The organism is Mesorhizobium sp. YC-39 (assembly GCF_025753795.1).
In the GTDB taxonomy this organism is placed as follows: Bacteria; Pseudomonadota; Alphaproteobacteria; order Rhizobiales; family Rhizobiaceae; genus Mesorhizobium.
Window position 1 is genome coordinate 715,381 of sequence record NZ_JAOWPS010000002.1, and the last position, 21,042, is coordinate 736,422.

The 21,042-nt window shown below is 64.6% G+C and carries 18 protein-coding genes; 7 read left to right on the plus strand and 11 right to left on the minus strand.

Annotated features, from left to right (window positions below):
• Positions 1–19: 19 nt before the first annotated feature.
• The 6 genes from OHD62_RS12905 to OHD62_RS12930 all read right to left on the minus strand — a co-directional run bounded on the left by OHD62_RS12905 (position 20) and on the right by OHD62_RS12930 (position 6,602).
• Positions 20–901, minus strand: a complete 882-nt coding sequence (locus OHD62_RS12905) for an ATP-binding cassette domain-containing protein (protein ID WP_263783131.1) — start codon at positions 899–901, stop codon at positions 20–22.
• On the minus strand, positions 898–1,743 hold the full coding sequence (locus tag OHD62_RS12910; protein WP_263783132.1) for an ABC transporter ATP-binding protein: 846 nt from the start codon (positions 1,741–1,743) through the stop codon (positions 898–900). The genes OHD62_RS12905 and OHD62_RS12910 overlap by 4 nt, the downstream gene beginning before the upstream one ends.
• On the minus strand, positions 1,740–2,594 hold the full coding sequence (locus OHD62_RS12915; protein ID WP_263783133.1) for an ABC transporter permease: 855 nt from the start codon (positions 2,592–2,594) through the stop codon (positions 1,740–1,742). Before OHD62_RS12915 ends, OHD62_RS12910 begins: the two co-directional genes overlap by 4 nt.
• Entirely contained in the window at positions 2,591–3,514 is a 924-nt protein-coding gene (locus OHD62_RS12920) for an ABC transporter permease (protein WP_263783134.1), read from the minus strand. The genes OHD62_RS12915 and OHD62_RS12920 overlap by 4 nt, the downstream gene beginning before the upstream one ends.
• A gap of 74 nt (positions 3,515–3,588) precedes the next feature.
• Complete coding sequence (locus OHD62_RS12925; RefSeq protein WP_263783136.1) at positions 3,589–5,160, minus strand: ABC transporter substrate-binding protein; 1,572 nt, start codon at positions 5,158–5,160, stop codon at positions 3,589–3,591.
• Between the two features lie 20 nt (positions 5,161–5,180).
• Entirely contained in the window at positions 5,181–6,602 is a 1,422-nt protein-coding gene (locus OHD62_RS12930) for an amidase (RefSeq protein WP_263783137.1), read from the minus strand.
• A 146-nt stretch (positions 6,603–6,748) separates the two neighbouring features.
• Here OHD62_RS12930 and OHD62_RS12935 point away from each other — a divergent pair, with 146 nt between their 5' ends.
• Entirely contained in the window at positions 6,749–9,418 is a 2,670-nt protein-coding gene (locus OHD62_RS12935) for a LuxR C-terminal-related transcriptional regulator (protein WP_263783138.1), read from the plus strand.
• Positions 9,419–9,441: 23 nt separating this feature from the next.
• Here the strand turns inward: OHD62_RS12935 and OHD62_RS12940 are convergent, their stop codons facing one another.
• The 4 genes from OHD62_RS12940 to OHD62_RS12955 are packed head-to-tail and all read right to left on the minus strand — an operon-like array spanning position 9,442 to position 13,316.
• Positions 9,442–10,083 (minus strand): ThuA domain-containing protein, encoded by a 642-nt coding sequence (locus tag OHD62_RS12940; protein ID WP_263783140.1) that lies wholly within the window; start codon positions 10,081–10,083, stop codon positions 9,442–9,444.
• A 41-nt stretch (positions 10,084–10,124) separates the two neighbouring features.
• Entirely contained in the window at positions 10,125–10,976 is an 852-nt protein-coding gene (locus OHD62_RS12945; protein ID WP_263783141.1) for a TIGR01459 family HAD-type hydrolase, read from the minus strand.
• Positions 10,973–12,259, minus strand: coding sequence for an FGGY-family carbohydrate kinase (locus OHD62_RS12950; protein ID WP_263783142.1), 1,287 nt, complete (start codon positions 12,257–12,259; stop codon positions 10,973–10,975). Before OHD62_RS12950 ends, OHD62_RS12945 begins: the two co-directional genes overlap by 4 nt.
• A 1-nt stretch (position 12,260) precedes the next feature.
• A complete protein-coding gene (locus tag OHD62_RS12955) occupies positions 12,261–13,316 on the minus strand; it encodes a class II aldolase/adducin family protein (RefSeq protein ID WP_263783143.1) in 1,056 nt (351 codons plus the stop codon).
• 201 nt (positions 13,317–13,517) lie between these two features.
• On the opposite strand from OHD62_RS12955, the gene OHD62_RS12960 reads away from it, so the two are divergent.
• The 6 genes from OHD62_RS12960 to OHD62_RS12985 all read left to right on the plus strand — a co-directional run bounded on the left by OHD62_RS12960 (position 13,518) and on the right by OHD62_RS12985 (position 20,245).
• A complete protein-coding gene (locus OHD62_RS12960) occupies positions 13,518–14,300 on the plus strand; it encodes a DeoR/GlpR family DNA-binding transcription regulator (protein ID WP_263783145.1) in 783 nt (260 codons plus the stop codon).
• Entirely contained in the window at positions 14,297–15,676 is a 1,380-nt protein-coding gene (locus OHD62_RS12965) for an FGGY-family carbohydrate kinase (protein WP_263783146.1), read from the plus strand. The genes OHD62_RS12960 and OHD62_RS12965 overlap by 4 nt, the downstream gene beginning before the upstream one ends.
• The gene (locus OHD62_RS12970; RefSeq protein WP_263783147.1) at positions 15,673–17,220 is read left to right on the plus strand and encodes a sugar ABC transporter ATP-binding protein; all 1,548 of its coding nucleotides are present in this window, start codon (positions 15,673–15,675) and stop codon (positions 17,218–17,220) included. Before OHD62_RS12965 ends, OHD62_RS12970 begins: the two co-directional genes overlap by 4 nt.
• Entirely contained in the window at positions 17,217–18,218 is a 1,002-nt protein-coding gene (locus OHD62_RS12975) for an ABC transporter permease subunit (protein ID WP_263783148.1), read from the plus strand. The genes OHD62_RS12970 and OHD62_RS12975 overlap by 4 nt, the downstream gene beginning before the upstream one ends.
• Positions 18,219–18,299: 81 nt before the next feature.
• Positions 18,300–19,238 (plus strand): ABC transporter substrate-binding protein, encoded by a 939-nt coding sequence (locus OHD62_RS12980; RefSeq protein ID WP_107651296.1) that lies wholly within the window; start codon positions 18,300–18,302, stop codon positions 19,236–19,238.
• Between the two features lie 113 nt (positions 19,239–19,351).
• A complete protein-coding gene (locus OHD62_RS12985) occupies positions 19,352–20,245 on the plus strand; it encodes a sugar phosphate isomerase/epimerase family protein (protein ID WP_263783149.1) in 894 nt (297 codons plus the stop codon).
• Positions 20,246–20,288: 43 nt separating this feature from the next.
• Here OHD62_RS12985 and OHD62_RS12990 read toward each other — a convergent pair whose 3' ends face one another.
• Positions 20,289–21,017, minus strand: a complete 729-nt coding sequence (locus OHD62_RS12990; RefSeq protein ID WP_263783153.1) for an SDR family oxidoreductase — start codon at positions 21,015–21,017, stop codon at positions 20,289–20,291.
• Positions 21,018–21,042: the final 25 nt, after the last annotated feature.

The following is a 21,042-nucleotide window of genomic DNA, read 5'->3' on the forward strand; positions in this document are numbered from 1 at the left end:
GGTGCTATCGTTCGCCTCTTCAGGAGGCCGTGCCGAGCACGCCATGCTCGGCCGATACCATGGCGAAAAGATCATCGTCCGTATGGCTGGGAAACAGCTCCAGCTGGCTGCGTTGGCCGCTGCGCCTTCGCCCCAGGCGGGGGACAGCGTCGAGCAGGCTTTTCGTATAGGGATGCCGCGGATCGGCGACGATCTCGCCGGTCGGGCCGAATTCGACGACCCTGCCGCGATGCATGACGGCGATCCTCTCGCTGATATGGGCGACCACGGCGATGTCGTGCGAAATAAACAGATAGGAAAGCCCTTCGCTCTCCTGGATGTCGACGAGAAGATCAAGGATCTGCGCCTGGATCGTGACATCGAGTGCCGAGACCGGCTCGTCGGCCACCACCACCGCCGGCCTCGGCGCGAGCGCCCGGGCGATGGCGATACGCTGGCGCTGGCCGCCTGAGAATTCATGCGGATAGCGGTCGAGCTGGTCCGGCCTCAGGCCGACCTGGTCGAACAATTGGGCGACACGGGTGCGAATGGCCTGCCAGTCGTCGATGCCTTGCGCGCAAAGTGCCTCGCCGATCTGCCGCGCCACGGTCAGCCGCGGATTGAGCGAGGAATAGGGATCCTGAAAAATCATCTGGCAGGGGCGGAAATGCCGGCGCAGCAGCCCGGGCGAGACGTCGGTGACATCCGTGCCCATGATCGAGATGCGGCCGGAACTCGGACGATCAAGGCCGACGGCGATGCGCCCGAGGGTCGTCTTTCCCGAGCCGCTTTCGCCGACGACGCCAAGCGTTTCACCGCGCGACAGCGTCAGCGACACGCCGTTCACCGCATTGACCAGCCGTCCGCCCGAGGTGAATACGCGCCGGATCGTGTCCAGAACCATGACCGGAGCATCGTTCATACCGCGCCGGCCTTTTCTGTGAGGCGGGACGGGCGGGACCCGCGTTTGGTCATGACCCGGTCGAGCGTCAGATGCGAGGCCAGAAGCCCCTTGGTATAGGGATGCTGCGGCGCCGAAAGCACCGCCTCGACATTGCCCATCTCGACGATCCGGCCTGCCCGCATCACGGCAACACGATCGGCGGTTTCCGCGACCACGCCGATATCATGGGTGATGAGCAGGATGCCGGAACCGAGCCGGTTCTTCAGGTCCACCAAGAGATCGAGCACCTGCGCCTGCACGGTGACATCCAGGGCTGTCGTCGGCTCATCGGCGATCAGCACGCCAGGATCGAGCGTCAGTGCCGCCGCGATCATCACCCGCTGGCGCATGCCGCCGGAAAGCTGATGCGGGTATTGCCGCATCACACGGTCCGGTTCAGGAATGCCGACATCGGTGAGCGCGGCAAGCGCCCGGACCGCCGCTTCGCCCCGCGAGATGCGGCGATGGCGGACGAGCCCCTCGGTCATCTGGCGGGCGATGGTCAGCACTGGATTGAGCGACGTCATTGGCTCCTGAAAGATCATGCCGACACGCGCGCCGCGCACGTCCTCCATGGCGCGGCGACCGAGCGCGAGCACGTCCACGCCGTCGATAAGGATGTCCCCAGTGGCGGTCGCCGTCTCCGGCAAAAGCCGCATCATTGCCAGCGACGTCATGCTCTTGCCGCTGCCGGATTCCCCGACCAGCGCCAGGATCTCGCCGCGCGCCAACTCTAAGCTGACATCGTCCACTGCCAGGAACGGTCCGTCCTTCGTCTCGAAGCGGACGCTGAGGTTCTTCACCTCGAGAAAGGCCGTCATGACGTCCTCTTGCGGCGCGGATCGGCCAGGTCGCGCAGGCTGTCGCCGATCAGATTGAACGACAGCACGGTGAGGCAGATCGCCAGGCCGGGAAAGATCAGGATCCATGGCGCCTTGGTGATGTAGTTGCGGCCGGAAGCCAGGATGGCGCCCCATTCCGGTGACGGCGGCTGCACGCCAAGCCCCAGGAAAGACAGGCCGGCAGCCGACAGGATGGCCGAGGAAAAGCCGAGCGTTGCCATGACGATCAGGCTTTGGCCAATATTCGGCATCACATGCACCCGCACCAGCCGACCGGAATTGATGCCGGCAAGCCGTGCGGCTTCGATATAGGGCTTGGCCCGCTCCGCCGCCGCCAGCCCATAGGCGACGCGGGCATAGAACGGGACCAGGCTGATGGCGATGGCGATCGTCGCGTTGACGATGCCCGGGCCGAGAAAGGCGACAAGCGCCAGGGCGATCAGCGTATCGGGAAAGGAATAAAGCACGTCGATGACGCGCAGCAGCACCGCCTCGGCCAGCCTGCCGGCGAAAGCGGCGACAAGGCCGACGAGGCCGCCGACGGCAAGGCCACTCACCACGGCGCAAAAGCCGATGCCGAGCGACAGGCGCGCGCCCGTGAGCACGCGGCTGAAGAGATCGCGGCCGAACTCGTCGGTGCCGAACAGGAACTTTGCGCTTGGTCCGGCAAGGCGCGGACCAACCGCCATCCGCGTCGGATCGAAGGGTGCGATCCAGGCCGAAAGCAGCGCCGCCGCGAGCACGATGCCCGCAAGGCCAAGCCCCAGCGCGATGTTCCAGGGAACATGCCAGCCACGCCGCTTTCTCTTCGTCTCCAGGACAGCGCTCACCGCTGCCTCATTCTGGGATCGAGGAAGCCGTAAAGAATGTCGAGGCTCATGGAGACGACAACCACCGATGTGGCGAATATGACGATGAAGCCCTGGATCATCGGGTAGTCGCGCTGCAGCATCGCCTGCACGGCAAGGCGGCCGATGCCGTTCCAGGAGAACACGTTCTCGACGATGACCTGTCCGCCCATCAGATAGGCGAAAACCAGGCCGACGACAGTGACGATGCTGATCAGCGCCGGCCGCAGCGCATGCACGATCAGCACCTGATGTTCGCGCAGGCCGCGGGCGCGGGCGGTGCGGATGTAGTCCTCGGCGAGGATCTCGACCAGCGCCGAGCGCGTCATGCGGGCGACCAGCGCGCAATAGGTGAGACCTAGCGTCAGCGCCGGCAGGATGAGATTGCGAAAGTCCGTTCCAGCGACCGGCAGCCATCGCAGATGCAGTGAAAAGACCTGGATCAGCACCAGCCCGAGCCAGAAGCCGGGGATCGACACGCCGAGCACGGCGACGATCATCACGGCGGCGTCCGCGGCCGTGCCGCGGTTGACGGCAGCGACGAAGCCGAGCGGAATGCCAAGAAGAAGGGCGATGCCGAGGCCCGCGACCGCCAGCATGAAGGTGTTCGGCAGACGTTCGAGAAGCAGGCGGGCGACCGGCTCGTTGCCGCGAATGGTCGTGCCGAGATCGCCCGACAGCGCGTTGAGCGCATAGCGGCCGACCTGCATCCACACCGGCAGGTCGAGGCCGAGACGCGACCGCATCTCGTCCATCGCTTCAGGCGTCGCAGTGACGGACTGCGCCATCATCGCCGTCACCGGATCTCCCGGCACCACATGCACGAGCACGCCCGACAACAGAATGACGGCCAGCACCGTGGCGAAGGCGGCCGCCAGTCGTTTCGCGATCAGCCTGATCATGTCGTGGCGATATCCACCCTCGTCGCTGCCATCTTCCGCCGCTCGTACCCGAGTGGCGGAAGATGCGGGAATCGTCACTCAGCGACTTTGACGTCGTTGAACAGGAGCGACACCATATAGCCCATCTTGAAGCCGTCAATCTTGGCGCTCGACGCCATCAGCCAGCCCCAGCCGGGCGACAGCAGCGGGATCGCATAGGCATTCTCCATCAGATATTTCTCGATGTCGTGGATCTTGGCCGCGCGCGCATCGCCGGAGAGCTGGCGCTGTTGTTCCAGCATCGCGTCGAGGTCGTCATTGAGGCCCATATTGACGAAGCCGGGCTGCTTCCACAGGAAGTAGAGATAGTCAGGATCGACGCCCGACATGCCCATCGTCCACACGGCCGGTTCGCCGTCGGTCTTCTCGTTCACGCCCTTCATATAGTCGAAGAAGGCGGCCACTTCGCGTGTTTCGATCTCGGCATCGACGCCGATCGCGGCGAGGTCCTGCTGCATGATCTGGTGCATCTGATCCCAGCCCGGAAGCTTGTGCACGAGAAGCTTGACTTTCAGCGGGTGGTCAGGTCCGTAGCCAGCCTTGACCATCAGCGCCTTCGCCGCGTCCGGATCGTATTTCACGCCCCAGCTCGCGCACAAAGCCTCGTCGGTGGCGAGGAGATTGGGGGCGACCGGGCAATTGCCGGTGCCGACCAGCCCCTCGAAGGCGATGTTGGCATAGGCGTCCCGGTTCATCGCCATGCCGATGGCCTTGCGGATGTCGGGATTGTCGAGCGGCTTGATCTTCCAGGTGAAGGCGGCGACCATCTGTTGGCCGGAAAGGTCGGCCGCATAGACCTTGAAGCCGGCATCGGACTTCAGGTCGCCGGCCTCCTCGAGCGACGGCTCGGCCATGTCGACTTCGCCCGACCGCAACGCCGCCATGCGGGCGACAGCTTCAGGGATCACCTTCAGCGTCAGTTTGTCGATATAGGGCTTGCCCGGATTCTGGATCAGCGGATTGACGTTCTTGTAGTCGCCATTGGCCTCGAGCTGGATGCTGTCATTGCGCGTCCAGCTCACGAATTTGAACGGTCCGGTGCCGATCGGCTTGAACTCGGCGCCGGCGACCGAGGACGGGCAGATCAGGCTGGACTGGATGTTGGTCAGGAACGAGGTGAACGGGCCATAGGGCTCCGAGAGCTTGACGGTGACCACATTGCCGTCCACTGACGTCCCGCTGACCGGTCCCCACGCCGAGGCGTTGGGATTGACGGTTGCTGGATCGACGGCGCGGTCGACGTTGAACTTCACGGCGGCCGCATCGAAGCTGCTGCCGTCATGGCACTTCACGCCGTCGCGGATGGTGAAGGCATAGGTTTTGCCGTCATCCGAGACCGTCCATTTGTCGGCGAGGCCGGGATGCACCGAACCGTCCTTGTCCATCGTCAGAAGCGTATCGAAGATCAAATTGGTGATCTGCAGCGACTGGGTGGTGCCGGTCTTTTGCGGATCGAGGCTGTCGGCGTCGACCGACCGCGCCACCGTAAGGTTCGCGGCCGCGGCCGGTAGCGCCACGATGGCTGTCGCCGCCACAAGGGCGGCTGCCAGCGATCGCCGGATCGCCTGTCTTGAAAGCGTGGTTCGCAAGATCATCTTCGCACTCATCATGGTTCCCCTTTTCTTGTTTAGTCGATGCATATTTGCGGACGTTTGCCCGCCCATGGCCGCGCCTGTTCCAACTGACCCGCCAGCCTGAGGAGCAGCGCCTCGCCGGCGGGTGCCGTCGCCAACTGGATACCGATCGGCAGCCCCGCCTCGTTCCAATGGAGCGGCAAGGAGGCAGCGGGCGAGCCGTTGACGTTGAAAACGTGGGTGTAGGGCATCCAGGACAGATAGAACTCGTAATGGCCGCGCATATCGGCGGAAACCGGGAAAGCGTCGTGCGGCAAGGGCGGCTGCGCCAGCGCCGGCGACAAGAAGACATCGTAATCGGAAAACACCGACGTTACCGCTTCGGCGACCTTGTGCAAACCGGCAACGGCCATGTTGAGGTCCACGGCCGAAATGCGATTGCCGGCCTCGATCATCTCCCACAGCATCGCCGGGAAATCCGCTTGCGTCAGCTTGCGGCCGAGTACACTCTCCTCGGCTCGCATATCGGCGGCGTATTCGGCGAGAATGAAGGTCTCGAAGGCATCCCACCCGCCAGTGGGTAGCACGATGTCGCGCTCCTCGCAGACATGGCCGAGGCTTTCGAGCAGCTTGACGGTCTCGGCGACCGCTGCCTTGCAGTCGGGATGTGTGGGCGCCCCATAGGGCGCCTTGGTCGAGACGGCAATCTTGAGTCGGCCTGGATCGCGCCCCACCTCGGCCGCGAAGTTGCCGCCGGGCGGGTTGTTGAAGAACTGGCCGGGATAGATCCCCGCCGTGGCGTCGAGCAGGGTGGCGCTGTCGCGCACCGAGCGGGTGAGAGCATGCTCCACCAGCATTCCCTGCCATGTGTCGCCGGCTGGCGCGACCGGGTTGCGGCCGCGTGTCGGCTTGAGGCCGAAGCAGGCGCAGCAGGAAGCCGGCACGCGGATCGAGCCGCCGCCATCATTACCGTGCCCCATGGGGACCATGCGGGACGCGACCGCCGCAGCCGTCCCGCCGCTCGATGTTCCTGCCGTATGGCCGGTATTCCACGGGTTCGACGTGATGCCATGCGCGGTCGAACGGGTCGTCCAGTCCATAGCGAGCTCGGGAACGGCCGTCTTGGCGAAGATGACCAGGCCCGCCTGTTTGAAGCGACGGACGAGCTCGCTGTCGCGCGCGGCCCTGTAGGCCAGGCGAGGCGGCCAGCCCGAGCCGGTTGGCTGCCCGCCATAATGGGCGGTGAGGTCCTTGAGCACGAAGGGAACGCCGGTGAACGGCCCATTGGGCAAGCCGGCCTCTATGCGCTGTAAGGCTTCGTCGGCGAAAGTCGCGACCACCGCATTGAGAGGGCCGTTGACGGCACTGACGGCGTCGAGCGCTGTTTCGAGGAGTTCGCGCGGCGTGACAGCGCCTTCAGCCACAAGGCCAGCCAAACCGGTTGCGTCGAAATTCGAATATTCGCTCAGTTTCACAAGACAGGTCCCATCACAGCCAGGATGCAGAAAACCTACCGAGCGTCCGGTCTGCCGGCATGATGCCGACGGGTGGGATCGAAGAATAACTTCACCTCACCCGAAAGGGTGATATAGAGAAAACGAGCGAAACCAGACGAGGCGCCATGAGTTCAGAGCTGCGGTCATCCGCCAGGCCCCACCTCGCCAACCGGCGCATCATTCCGCCGCGCATTCCGCTCGATGTCGTCGGCCGCCCGCGCCTGAACAGGATCGCCGGTCTTCTCACCCGCTACCGGCTGACACTGGTCCATGCGCCGGCCGGTTCGGGCAAGACCACACTTCTGTCGCAATGGTACAGCGCGCTGAAGAACGAGGGCACCACGACCGCGTGGTATTCGGTCAGCGATGACGAGAGGGATCCGCTCGGCCTTGCCGACTATCTGACGTTGGTGATGAGCGGAGCGGCCAAGGGGCAGAGCGCGCGCGGCCTTCCCATGAACAGGGACGAAGCGGTGGCGCGGCTTCTGGGCCTTGTCGAGGAGGCGACGGCGCAAGGGCCGGTCGTCCTGTTCATCGACGACTATCACCTTGCCGATGAGAATGATGCATCCACCACCATCATCGCGCTGCTGGACGCCGAGTTTCCTCAGTTCGGCATCGTGCTGGCGAGCCGCACCCGGCCTTCGCTGGCGCTCGGCCGCTACCGCGCGCATGGCGAGATGATCGAGATCAGCGTCGACCAGCTTCAGTTCAGCGCCGACGAAACCGTCGACTTCTTCCGCGCCGCGCGCGGCGTCGAACTCTCGCCCGACGAAAGCCGCATCATGCGTCAGCACACGGAAGGCTGGGCGGCGGGCCTGAGGCTGGCTTCGCTCGTACTGGGCCGCGACGGCGACCGCAACATGATGGCATCGGCGCCGCCCGGAAGCCATCGCGCCTTTGCCGACTATTTCCTGGAAGAAGTCCTTTCCGGATTGCCGGAACACATCATCGATTTCCTGGTCGAAACCTGCATCCTCGAGACGCTCAGCGGCGAACTGTGCGACATGCTGACCGCGCGCACGGATTCGGCTGGTATTCTCGAACATCTCGAGGAAGCGCAGCTCTTCATCGTCGCATTGCCGGGACAGCAGCGCTGGTACAGATATCACCATCTGTTCCAGGAATTCCTCTACACGCGGCTGCTCGCCAAGGGTGATGCGCGGATCGACGAACTGCATCGGAAGGCCGCGCACTGGTTCATCGGCTCGGGCAGCCCGGTCGAGGCGGTGCGGCATGCTTTCCTCGCCCACCAGTCGAAATGGGCGGCCGAACTGATCGAGCGTTACTGCGTCTACGACTATCTCAGCCACGGACGCTTCGAGCTGTATTTCCGCTGGATGCAGCAATTGCCGCGCGAGGCGCGCGAAGCAAGGCCGCTGCTGATGTTCCTGCTCGTCTGGCGCCACATCAACGGCCGTCGTTTTCCCCAGGCCGAGCAGACGCTCGCCACGATCGAGCTCAGCGCAGCCAATCCCGACGGCGAATGCGCGGCGATTCTGCGCGAAACCGGTCTCGACCTTAGCGGCCGCCTGCATCTGATGCGGGCGCTGATCGGCGCCTATGGCGGCGATCTTGCCGCTTGCCGGTCGCATATCGACGCCATCGGCGAACGCGAGCTCGACCATCTCGCCTTCGGACAAGTCGACCTCGATTCGATCCACAGCTATCTGGCCTTTCATGAAGGCGCACTGGAGGCGGCCGAACGGCTGACCTGGAAGGCCAGCAGCGTCTATGACGACATCGCCTGCCATTGGGGTGGCATCCACTCGCGCTGCATCGCGGCAATGGCCTACATGGCGCGCGGACTGCCGGGCGAAGCCGAGTCGGTGCTCGTCGATGCGCTCGCTAATGGAGAGAGCTTTTTTTCCGAACAGTCCTACATGGTCGCCCTGCCCTCGGCGCTGCTTGGCATGATCGCCTATGAGAAGGGCGATTTCGAGCGAGCCGAGACGCTCTGGACGCGGGCGATGCCACCGGAAAAGGCCGTCGATGTCTTCGGCCTTTGCGAGCGGGTCCTGATCGCGACCATTGGCCTGTCGCGTCTCTACGACGCCACCGGCCGGGTCGAGGCCGCAGACGCCCTGTTCGTGCGCGCCAGCCGTCGTGCCTATGAGGCGGAGGATTTCAGGCTGGAGTTCCAGCTGGCGCTGGAGCGCGCCGACCGGGCCTTCCGCCAGGGACGCAGCGCCGACGGCATCCGCGAGATGGAGCGGTTCGGCACGCAGCTCGACGAGGCGCGCGCCCGCTTTCCCGCCTCGATATGGCAGATATGGGAAAGCCATCTGATCGTCGAGGCACGAGCATTAGCCGCGCGTGGTCAGACAGCCGAGGCGGTTGCGCGGCTCGCCGAAGGCAACGCCCAGGCCCGCGCCCAGAACCGGCTTGCATCCGCCATGCTCATGGAGCTGTTGCAGGTCAAGTTCCAGGAACAGTCCGGGATTTCGCCTGCCGAGGACCGCCGCGCGGCGCTGGCCGCCCAGGCAAGAAGGGCAGGATTGCAGCAAAGCCTGGCCGATCTCGTCTACTGGCAGCCGGCCACTCCCGATCGCGCCAGACAGGAAGGGGCCACCCCGGTTGCATCCCGCCCCGAGCGCCAGCGATCCGAGCCTCGCCTGCTGCTGACGCCCAGGGAACACGACGTGCTCGAACTGATGCGGCAAGGCCTGTCGAACCGCGAGATCGGCACGAGGCTCGATATCAATCTCAACACCGTGAAGTCCCACGCCAAGAACATTTTCGAGAAGCTGCAGGTCAAGAACCGCACCCAGGCGGTGCTGAAAATTCTGGCCTGATTGTTGTTTTGCGATCGCCGCCCTCAACGCGCCGCCCAGACCAGGCCGCGACGAAATATCGTGCGCATCTGCGGCACCTCGAACTCCTTGGCGGCATGCCCGAGCGACGAGTAGAACACCCTTCCCTTGCCATGCCGGCGCTTCCAGACCACTGGCATGACGACGCCTTCCAGCCAGGATGCGTGCTCGCCGGAGAAGGTGGTGGTCGCCAGCACCTCATTCGACGGATCCACATGCATGTAATACTGCTCGGAGCGATACGAAAAATCGTCGATGCCGTGCATGATGGGATCGTCGCCCCTGGTGATGTCGACCTTGTAGTCGATGATGTTGCCGGGATGGGCTACCCACTGGCCGCCGCACATGAATTGATAGTCCGTGGCTTCACGAAACGCATCGCACATGCCGCCGTGATAGCCGCCAAGACCGACACCGCCCTCGACTGCTTTTGTCAGATTGAACTCCTCGTTCTTGGCCAGCTTGGACATCGTGTAGATTGGCACGATAAGGCTCAGCTCGGCGATCGCAGGGTCAACGAAAACCGCGGTCGTGGTTTCGACGCGGACCTCGAACCCTTCCTCCTCGAGCATTGCCTTGACGACGCGCGCGCCTTGTTCCGGCTCGTGTCCATCCCAGCCGCCCCATACGATCAGCGCTTGCCGCATTGTCCGCTCCTTTAATTGGCTGCGTCGTTTTGCCGGCTCGGTCAGCCGAACCTGAACAGATCGACGGTGTAATCCGGATAGGCGCCCAGCCCGTCGAAAAGTCCGGCAAGGTCGGCAGTGTCCGCCAATATTCCGGACAAGACCAGCGCCGTCGCCACGCCGGCGCCAAGCCCGCCGGCAATATCGTGTTCGACACTGTCTCCGACACACACCACCGTGCCGCGATCGGGATCGCCCGCCAGCGCCAGCGCGGCGGTGAAAATCGGAAGATAGGGCTTGCCGATGCGGGTGACGCTGCCGCCGAGACTTTCGTAGAGATCGGCAAGCCGACCGGCGCCGAAACGCGGCCCCACGGCCGTCAGCATGATCTTGTCGGGATTGGTGCAGAAACATGGCACCCGCCGCGACGCTGCCAGCGCGAGAAGTCCGCGATAATGGTCGAGGTCGTAACGGTCACCCTCGCTGGCGGAAATCAGCACCAGTTCGGCATCGTCGCCACTCTTGGCCAATTCGAACGGCAGCCCCTCGATCGCCGAGCGGTCGTCGTCGCGGCTGATCAGCAGGCATTTCGTGCCCAGACGCAGGCTTCCATGTGCCACCATGTCGTGGAAGGATCGCCACGCCACCTCGCCGGAAGAGACGAAGTGGTCCCAACTCCCCGCTTCGAAGCCGAGCTTCAGCAGGCGACGCTCGTTGGGCTCTGCCCGCTTGCCGGAGTTCGAGATCAGCACGACGGTCTTGCCTGCGCGCTTCAGCGCGGACAAGGCTTCCACCGCACCCGGATAAGGACTGGTGCCGTCATGCAGCACACCGAACTGGTCGAGCAGGAAAACGTCATACCGTGTGGCCAGCGCTCCGATATCGTCGAGATGTTCAACCGTTCTCGTGCTCACAAAAGCCCCGCTGTGCTTGCGCCCATCAGCGCCAGCCGCGCCGTGCCGGCGGCGGCCTCGTCCGAAAGCGCTGGCCGAAAGGGGACGCTGAGCTTGCGCTGCCGGATCGCGGTCCAGGCGGGATTTGCCGCACCGCCGCCGACGCTTCTGACCGATGTCAGCCGAGGCGCGCCGAGCTCTGCAAGCCTGTTGTAGCCGAGCGCCTCGATCGCCGCGATCCCCTCCAGCATCGCCTTCAGATAATCGGTATCGTCAGCCGGCCGCGGCGTCAGACGTGATGGCAGCGCCGGATCGGCGATCGGAAAGCGTTCGCCCGTTGCTGGAAGCGGATAGTAGTCGAGGCCGGTCTCGGTCGTCGGGTCGATAACCCCGCTGAGCTCGATGATGCGCGCGAGGGAAAAGTGCTGGGCGAGCACCTTGCCGCCGGAATTCGACGCGCCGCCCGCCAGATACGCATCGCCGAGCCGATGGCTGTAGATGCCGAACCGCGGCGCCGAGATCGGTCGGTCGGACAGGATCTTGATGGTCAGCGACGATCCCAGCGCGGTGACGCCGTCGCCGACCGTAGCAGCGCCTGTTGCCAGGAACGAGGCGCAGCCATCCGTCGTGCCGGCGATGACAACCACGTCGCGCGACAGGCCGAACAGCCCAGCGGCACGCGCCGCGATCGTGCCGATGACATCGCCCGGCCTGACGACGCGAGGCAGCAATTCCATGCGCATGCCGATCGTCGCGATCCAGTTCGGCCAGCGGCGGGCCTCGACGTCGTAGCCGGTTTTCAGCGCGTTGTTTTCGTCGCTGATATCGAAGCGGCCGGAGAATTGTCCGGCGATCCAGTCAGCCTGGTGCAGCACGGTGGCGGCACCGGACAGCCGCTGGAAAGACAGCGCCTTGGCGAGACCGGACGTCGCCCCAAGTGCTGCGCTCGTTGCTGGCGCTTCGCGGACGATTGTGTGCAGAATGGCGTCGTCGGCGACCTTGTCGTTGTACATCAGCGGTTCGGCCAGCGGCCGCCCGGCGCCGTCTACAGGCAGGAGCGTGCCCGACGTACCGTCGACGGCGATCGAGCGCACCGCCGCGCGATCGATACATTTGAGCAGCTCCGCCAACGTCGCGCCGACCGCCTCCCACCACACCGCAGGATCGCGGCCGTTCGGCCCAAATCGTTCGAGGGCAATGGCGGAGTGCGCGGCAATCGAAAAATCCGGCCGCATGGCGACGGCGCGCGCGCCCGACGTGCCTATATCGATGCCTATGGCAAGCGGCCCGGGCGAAAGCGACATGTCAGTTGCCGGCGGCGTTGAGTTTCTGGCGATACTGCTCGGCGTCCCAGTTGATTAATTCGTCATTCTCGGCATCGGTAAGGTAGTTCAACCTCGCCGTGGCGTCGACCCGCGCTGTCACGTCGGCGAGGCAGCGCTGCATGGCATCGGCACCGGCGCTGGCATCACCGCGCATCAGCACGCCAAGGCCGGGAAACAGGATCGCCGCCGGCGCCGTGCCCAGCCGCTCGATGATACCGGCCACATCCTCGCCGGGCCTGGCCACGATGGAGCCTCGGCCGAGGAAGATGACGTGGTCGGGATAGAGGCTGCCGCCCGATGCCATGCGGCGGCTCTCTGGATCGATCGCCACCGCATGCGCCTCGATGTCCGCCGGCAATCTGTAACCGCTGTTTCCGGCAAGCGCCGTCAATGCCGCTATATCCGGTTCCGCCACCTCGCGCGGCGGCCGTGCTAGAAGCTGTGTGACGCGGCGCAGCAGCGCCGCGGCCTCGGAGACGGTCTCGGCCGCGACGACCAGCCCGTGATTGCCAAGGATCAGCACATCGACCCCCGGCCGAAGGCGTTCGGCAATGCCCTGGGCCAGCGGCAGGCCCGGCCGACGATAGGGAACATAGGCCCATTCAAGGCCACCGAGACGCCTGGCGACCTCAGCCTCGCCATCCGCCTGCACCGCGAGCGAAATGGTGTCGACGCAGTGGACATGCAGAACGACACGCTGCGACATCAGCGCATGCACCGTGGTCTCGATCGAAGGGCGCAACCCGCGCGGGTTGAGCGCCTCGATGGCGAAACCTTGCGGCCGGTCGGCGGCCGGGTCGCGCTGTCGGACGGCGCTCAGCAGCGGAGGGATCGCCACTGGCACCATGATATCCTCGGCGAGCGCATCCTTCAGCCAGGTGCCGGACGCCTTGATCCAGAGCGTGTCGCCAACCTTCAGCGAGGTGTTGCCGCCGGCGGCCTGGGTCAAATGCGGATCGCGGCCGATGCTGGCTGAAAGCGTCCGCAAAGCGGCCAGTTCCCTTGCATCCGCCAGCGCATCAGCTTGCGTCGCCATCACGCATTTCCTCCAGCAGTCCGGCTACGTGTCCCGCAGCTTGCCTGTCCCGTCACCGGGACAATTGTTGGTGCTGGTATCGCAGATGCGAGTGAGTTACGTCAATAGTGATCCAACATCATCAAACTAGCTTGCAATCTGATCAATGTTGAGTAAGTTGCATCAAACGCCGCTGCAGAACGGCATTCAGGAGGAAAACGGTTGAGCGACTCCGGCCGCCAGCGTCAGATCGTCGAGCTCTTGCGGGATCGGCCTTTCGCCTCGGTGCGCGAGCTCCAGGAGCGGCTCGGCGTGTCGGCAGCGACGGTCAGGCGCGATATCGACAGGATCGACGAGGCCGGCGAAGCGCGGAAAGTCTATGGCGGCATCTCCGCGCTCGATGGCGCCTCGCAGGCGGGTGTCGCCTATGCCCGGCCCTATGACGAGAACCGCGACCTCGCGGTCGAAGCCAAGCGGCAGATCGCCGCTGTCGCTGCAACCATGGTGCGCGACGGCGACGCGGTTATCGTGCACGGCGGTTCGACCTGTTTTCATCTCGGCGTCAAGCTCGCCGACCGCAACATCCGGCTCTACACCAACTCGATGCCGCTCGCCGCCTATCTGAGCGACCACGGCCATTGCAGCCTGACCGTTGCCGGCGGCGAGCTGCACCGCGAGCCCGGCATCATCCATTCGCTCGCCCAGACCGTGCCTTTCTATGCCTCGAAGTTCTTTCTCGGTGCACAAGGCCTTGGCCAGGAAGGCGTGCTGGAATCGCATCCGCTGCTGGTCCGCTCGATCGTCGATCTCAGCCTCTGTGCCGACCAGATCGTGGTGCTGGCCGACAGCCGCAAGCTGTCGATCCACGCGCGCAACGTGGCGCTGCCGCTGACGCGCATCGGCACGCTTGTCACCGATGACGGCCTCGCCGACGCTGACGCGCGCATGCTGGAGGACGCAGGCGTCATGGTGCGGATCGCCTCTGCTTCGGGGGCCATCCAATGAAGATGGCCGTGCTCGACTTCGGCAAAACCAATTCGAAGCTGTTCGTCTTCGCCCAGGACGGACGCATCCTCGACGAGCGTCGAAGCAAGCCCAGCTGGATACGCCAAGATGGCTTCAGCGTGCTCGACGAGACAGCGCTTCACGACTGGGCAGTTCAAGCTGTTGGCGAGGCAATCGATAGCCACGGTGTGGAAGGACTCATGGTATCAGGCCATGGCTGCACCTTTGCCCTGGTCGACGACGCGCGCCTAACGCATCCGATCCTCGACTACGAGCAGGAACCGCCCGCCGAAATCGCCGCCAGGATCGATCGCCGCATTCCGGATTTTGCCGAGACCTTCTCGCCGAAATTGCCGCTTGGCTTCAACTATGGTCGCCACATGCTGTGGCTGCAGGCGGTGGAGCCGAGCGCCTTCACCGCCGCGAAATCGATCCTCGGCTATCCGCAATACTGGAGCTGGCGCTTCGGCGGTCGGGCTGTCTCGGAAGTGTCCTATCTCGGCTGTCACTCGCATTTGTGGGCACCGCGCAAGCGCGACTTCTCCTCGCTAGTCGACGCCGAGGGCTGGCGCGACCGGATGCCCGCCTTCGAGCGCGCCGGCGCCGTCATCGGCGAGCAGCGCTTCGGCGGTGCGGCGCGACCGATCGCGACCCACAATGGCGTCCACGACTCGAACGCCGCGCTCCATGCCTATCGCCGGCAGGAGTTGGGGCCGGTCACCGTGGTGTCGACCGGCACCTGGGTCGTCGTGCTCAATCCGGACTGCCCGCTCGATGCGCTCGATCGCGACCGCGACATGCTCGTCAATGTCGACGTCGATGGCGGCCCGGTACCGACCATCCGCTTCATGGGTGGGCGCGAATTCGCTGTCATCAGCGGCGACTGGCAAGGCACAATCGACCGCTCCTCGGTGCAGCAGGTGATCGACGCCGGCATCATGGCGCTACCGAGCTTCGCCCCGGGCGGGCCGATGCCTCATCGCTCAGGCGAACTCACCGGGCGCACGCCCAGCGCCGGGGAACGCGCGGCCGTGGCGCTGCTCTATGTGGCGCTGATGATCGATCTCTGCCTCGACCTGATCCATTCGAACAACACCGTGATCGTCGATGGCGGGCTGAACAATGGCGGCTTGCTAGCCTCCCTGTTGGCGCAGCTCCGTCCCGGCCAGGCCTTCATGCAAGGCGCCACGCTGGAAGGCAGCGCCACCGGGGCGGCCGCTCTCGCCTTCGAGAGCGTCGGCCGCGAATTTGCCGCCGAAGTGCCGGAGCCCGTGCGCGCCTCGACCTTCGCCGGCCTCGCCGGCTACCGCGATCGCTGGCGCGGCCTGATCGCCGATCGCGGCATGGCTGGCGCTGCCGTGGGAGGCGCGCGATGACCGCCGCGGCTGCCCAGACAGACATGGCGCGTCAGCCGGTGCTGGAAATGCGGCACATCTCGAAGACCTTCGGCGCCATCCGCGCCCTGCAGGACGTGTCACTGACCGTTCATGCCGGCGAGCTGCATGCGCTGATGGGCGAGAACGGCGCCGGCAAGTCGACGCTGATGAAGGTGCTGTCCGGCGCCTACCGGCCTGACCCTGGCGGCGAGATCCTGATCGACGGCGCGCCTAGCGTGACCGGCAACCCGATCAAGGCCCGCGCCCAGGGCATTGCGGTCATCTATCAGGAACTGTCGCTGGCGCCCAACCTGACGGTGGCGCAGAACATCTTCCTCGGTAACGAGCCGCGGCGTTTCGGCGTCGTCGACCGCGACCAGTGCAACCGGCGCGCCAACGAGATCATCGCGCGCCTCGGCGTCTCCTTCTCGGCGCGCGCCCTTGTCTCCAGCCTGTCGCTCGGCGAACGCCAGTTGGTCGAGATTGCCCGCGCGCTGTCGACCAATGCGCGCATCATCGTCATGGACGAACCGACGACGTCGCTAACCTCGCGCGAGACCGACCGGCTGTTTGAGGTCATCGCGACGCTGAAGTCGCAAGGCATCGCCATCATCTATATCAGCCACCGCATGGAGGAGGTCTACCAGCTCGCCGACCGCGTCAGCGTGCTGCGTGACAGCGGCTATGTCGGCACGCTCGAGCGCGCCGACCTGAGCGCCTCGCGCCTCGTCTCGATGATGGTCGGCCGCGACCTGTCCGCCTTCTACAAGAAGGATCACCGCCCGCCGGACGCAAAGCGCGCGGTGGCGCTTTCGGTGCGCGGTATGTCGGACGGCAAGCTCCTGAAGGACTGCTCCTTCGATCTGCACAAGGGCGAAGTACTGGCGCTGGCAGGCCTTGTCGGCTCCGGTCGCACCGAGCTTGCTCGGCTGATCTTCGGTGCAGATCGGCATACGTCAGGCACGCTGGAGCTCGATGGCAAGCCTGTAGCCATCGGCTCGCCGCGCGAGGCGCTCGATGCCGGCATCGCTTACCTCACCGAGGACCGCAAGGAGCTCGGCCTGTTCCTCGACATGTCGATCTCCGACAACATCAGCATGGGCGTGCTCGCAAGGGACGCGCGGGCCGGCGGCTTCCGCGACTTTACAGCGGCCGAAAAGCGTGCCGCCAAATCCGTTTCCGACCTCTCCATCCGTACCAGTTCGGTTGCGGCCAATGCCGGTTCGCTGTCGGGCGGCAACCAACAGAAAGTGCTGCTTGCCCGCCTGCTCGAGACCGACCCGCGTGTCCTCATCCTCGATGAGCCGACCCGTGGCGTCGATGTCGGCGCGAAATCGGAAATCTACCGGCTGATCGACAATCTCGCCAACAGGGGCATCGCCATCCTGATGATCTCCAGCGAACTGCCGGAGGTGATCGGCGTCGCCGACCGCGTGCTGGTGATGCGCGACGGCGCCATATCGGGCGAGGTGACGGCATCCGAGGGCGAGCCGCTCAGCCAGGAGAAAATCATGGAACTCGCAACGGGAGCGGCCAAGGGATGACCGACAGGGCGACCGGAACAATCGGTACGAGCGATCAGGCTGTCGCCAGGAGCCGGCGGTTGCGCACCGCCTTCGCCGCACTCGGCATGCTGCCGGTGCTGGTCCTGCTGGCTGCCGGCTTCCAGTTCATCAATCCGCGCTTCCTGACCGAGACCAATCTGCTCATCGTCACGCAGCAGTCGTCGATCAACATCGTGCTCGCGGCCGGCATGACTTTCGTCATCCTGACCGGCGGCATCGACCTGTCCGTCGGCTCGATTCTGGCCGCCTCGGCGATGGTGGCGGTGATGGTGTCGCTGATCCCGGACTGGGGCATGCTCGGCGTGCCGGCGGCCATTCTGGTCGGTCTCGGCTTCGGTCTCATCAACGGGCTGCTCGTCGCCTATATCAAGCTGCCGCCCTTCATCGTCACACTGGGATCGCTGACCGCCGTGCGCGGCGTCGCCCGCCTGCTCGGCCAGGACACGACGGTGTTCAACTCGGACCTGCCGTTCGATTTCATCGGCAACGGTTCGCTGTTCGGCATTCCGTGGCTGGTAATCATCGCGCTGACGGTTGTCGTGCTGTCCTGGCTGGTGCTCAAGCGCACGGTGCTCGGCACCTGGATCTATGCCGTCGGCGGCAATGCCGAGGCTGCCCGCCTCACCGGCATCAAGGTGCCGCTGGTGTTGCTCTTCGTCTATGGTGTTTCCGGTCTTCTGGCCGGCCTTGGCGGGGCCATGTCGGCGGCACGTCTCTACGCCGCCAACGGGCTTCAGCTTGGACAATCCTACGAACTCGACGCCATCGCCGCGGTCATTCTCGGCGGCACCAGCTTCGTCGGCGGCGTCGGCTCGATCTGGGGCACGCTGATCGGCGGCCTGATCATCGCGGTGCTCTCCAACGGGCTCATCTTGGCCGGTGTTTCCGACATCTGGCAGTACATCATCAAGGGATTGGTCATCATCGTGGCGGTCGCCCTCGACCGCTACAGGCTCCAGGCAGGAGCAAGAACGTGATTGACCTTGGTCGCCGGCATTAACGACCGGCTTGTGTAACGCACCGTGAGAGGCGCGGGGCATCAGGAGGAAGTAAGCGTAATGAAGACCATCGCCAAACTGCTCTGCGGCGCCGCATTCGCGGCCGTCGCCATCGCACCGGCCTCGGCCAAAGACCTGAACAAGGTCGGCATCTCGGTCGGCCTGCTCGGCAACCCATTCTTCGTCGCCACCATCAAGGGCATCGAGGATGCGGCCAAGAAGATCAACCCGAATGTCGAGGTGACGTCGGTATCGGCCGACTACGACCTCAACAAGCAGGTCTCGCAGGTCGATTCCTTCATCGCCGCCGGCGTCGACGTGATCATGCTCAACGCCGTCGACGCCAAGGCGATCGCGCCGGCGGTGAAGAAGGCACAAGCCGCGGGCATCGTGGTTGCCGCCTTCGACGTTTCGGCGCCAGGCGCCGACGTCACCGTGATGACCAACAACGTCAAGGCCGGCGAAGAGGCTTGCCAGTATCTGGTCGACCACACCGGCGGCAAGGGCGACTACGTCATCCTGAACGGCCCGGCATCGTCGTCGATTCTCGAGCGGGTGCAGGGCTGCAAGAACGTGCTTGCAAAGCATCCCGACATCAAGATCCTGTCCGACGACCAGAATGCCGAGGGCTCGCGTGATGGCGGCCTGAAAGTGTTCCAGTCGCTGCTCACCCGTTTCGACAAGATCGATGCGGTGTTTGCCATCAACGATCCGACGGCGATCGGCGCCCAGCTTGCGGCCAAGCAGCTCAACCGTTCCGAGTTCATCTTCACCGCGGTCGACGGCGCGCCGGACATCGAGAAGGAGCTCTCTTCCGGTACCTCGATGATCAAGGCGTCGGCTTCGCAGGACCCCTATGTGATGGCCGGCCAGTCTCTGACGATGGCGGCTGACCTGCTTGCCGGCAAGAAGCCGGCAGAGCCGACCGTCCTGCTCGATCCGAAGCTGATCACGGCCGAGAACCTGAAGGACTACAAGGGCTGGACCGCGGCCCGCTAATCCTCCCAGCCTGGTGCGGCCGGGACGACCGGCCGCACCTCTTTTTTAAGCAGCGGATTTGCAAAAACGGTTCCCGCTTTGGGTCCGATGGTTCTGAGCAACCGGAGACGATCATGTCGCGCATTGGCATCCATTCCTTCGTCTGGTCGGCAAGCTCGGCGCAGGGCGATCTTGAACGCACGCTGGCCAACACTAGGGAAGCCGGCTTCGACCTGATCGAATTCTCCTATCTCGACCCTGCCAATGTCGATATCGGCAGGCTGGCCAAACGCATCGCCGATCTCGATCTTGGCGTGGCGATCAGCATCGGGCTGCCGGCCGATGGCGACATTTCCAGCGCCGACAGGACGATTGCCGCACACGGCGTCGAAATCCTGAAACGTACGATCGCACTGACCCGCGATCTCGGCGGCAGCAAGGTCGCCGGCATCCTCTCGACCAGTCACGGATTGCAGAGCGAGGCGCCGACGCGCGACCAATGGAACCGCAGCGCCTCGACGCTTGCCGAGGTGGCGGAGACGGCCAAGACCGCCGGCGTCACGCTCAACCTCGAGATCGTCAACCGCTTCGAAAGCAACCTGCTCAACACCGCGGCGCAAGGGCTGGCCTTCATCGAGGACACTGGCTCCGACAACATCTTCCTGCATCTCGACACTTTCCACATGAACGTCGAGGAGGCCGACGTCGGATTGGCCATCCGCCATGCCGCGAAAAAGATCGGCTATGTCCACATCGGCGAGAGCCATCGCGGCTTCCTCGGCACCGGCAATATCGACTTTGCCGCGATCTTCGATGCGCTCACCGCGATCGGCTATCATGACGACCTCAGCTTCGAATCCTTCTCGTCGGAGATCGTCGACGAGAACCTGTCGAAGAAGACCGCGATCTGGCGCAACCTGTGGGCCGACAATATGCAGTTGGCCCGCCATGCGCGCGGCTTCATCGCGATCGGGCTGGAGACGGCCCGGCTCAAGGCCGAGCTTGTCTCGTCAAGCCACCGGCCATAGGCCGATAGGCACAACGTCTGACTCCGTTCAAACGCGACGCGCTTTAACGACAGGTATAGCCGCCATCTATCGGCAACGAGACGCCGGTAATCATCGACGCTCCGTCGCTGAGCAGGAAGACAATCGGCGCCGCGACTTCATCCTCGGTGGCCCAGCGGCCGAGCGGCATCTGCTTCAGGAACGGCTCCGCGACATGCGGCTGGCTCCAATGGCCGGAAGAGATCGGCGTCATCACCACCGTCGGGTTGACGCTATTGACACGGATCCCGTATTTGCCGAGCTCAAGGGCGGAAACGCGCGTGATGTTTTCCAGCGCCGCCTTCGACGATCCATAGGAAATGTGCCCTTCCAGGGCAACGAGCGCGGCCTGGCTCGACACGTTGACGATGGCACCGCCTTTCCTCAGCCGAACCATCGACTGCGTGGCATATTTGGTGACGAGCAGCGCGCCACGCGCATTGATGGCGATGACCTTGTCGAAGATGGCGATGTCGGTATCCATCGGCGTTGCGATTTCGCCGCCGAAGCCGCCGCTGTTGACGACACCCCAGAGATCGAGCCCTTCGAGGGCATTGCGGATTTCCTCCTCCGAGGCGAGATCGAAGGTCAGGGTGCGGCAGCCGGTCTCCCCGGCGATCGCATCGAGCGCCTGGCGCGAACGGCCTGCGGCGATGACATCCGCATTGGCCGCCACCAGATGGCGAACGACGGCGCCCCCGATGCCGCCGCTGCCGCCTGTGACCAGAATGGTTCGCCCCTGGAAATCCGTCATATTTTCCTCCTTGTATTCCTTGGCT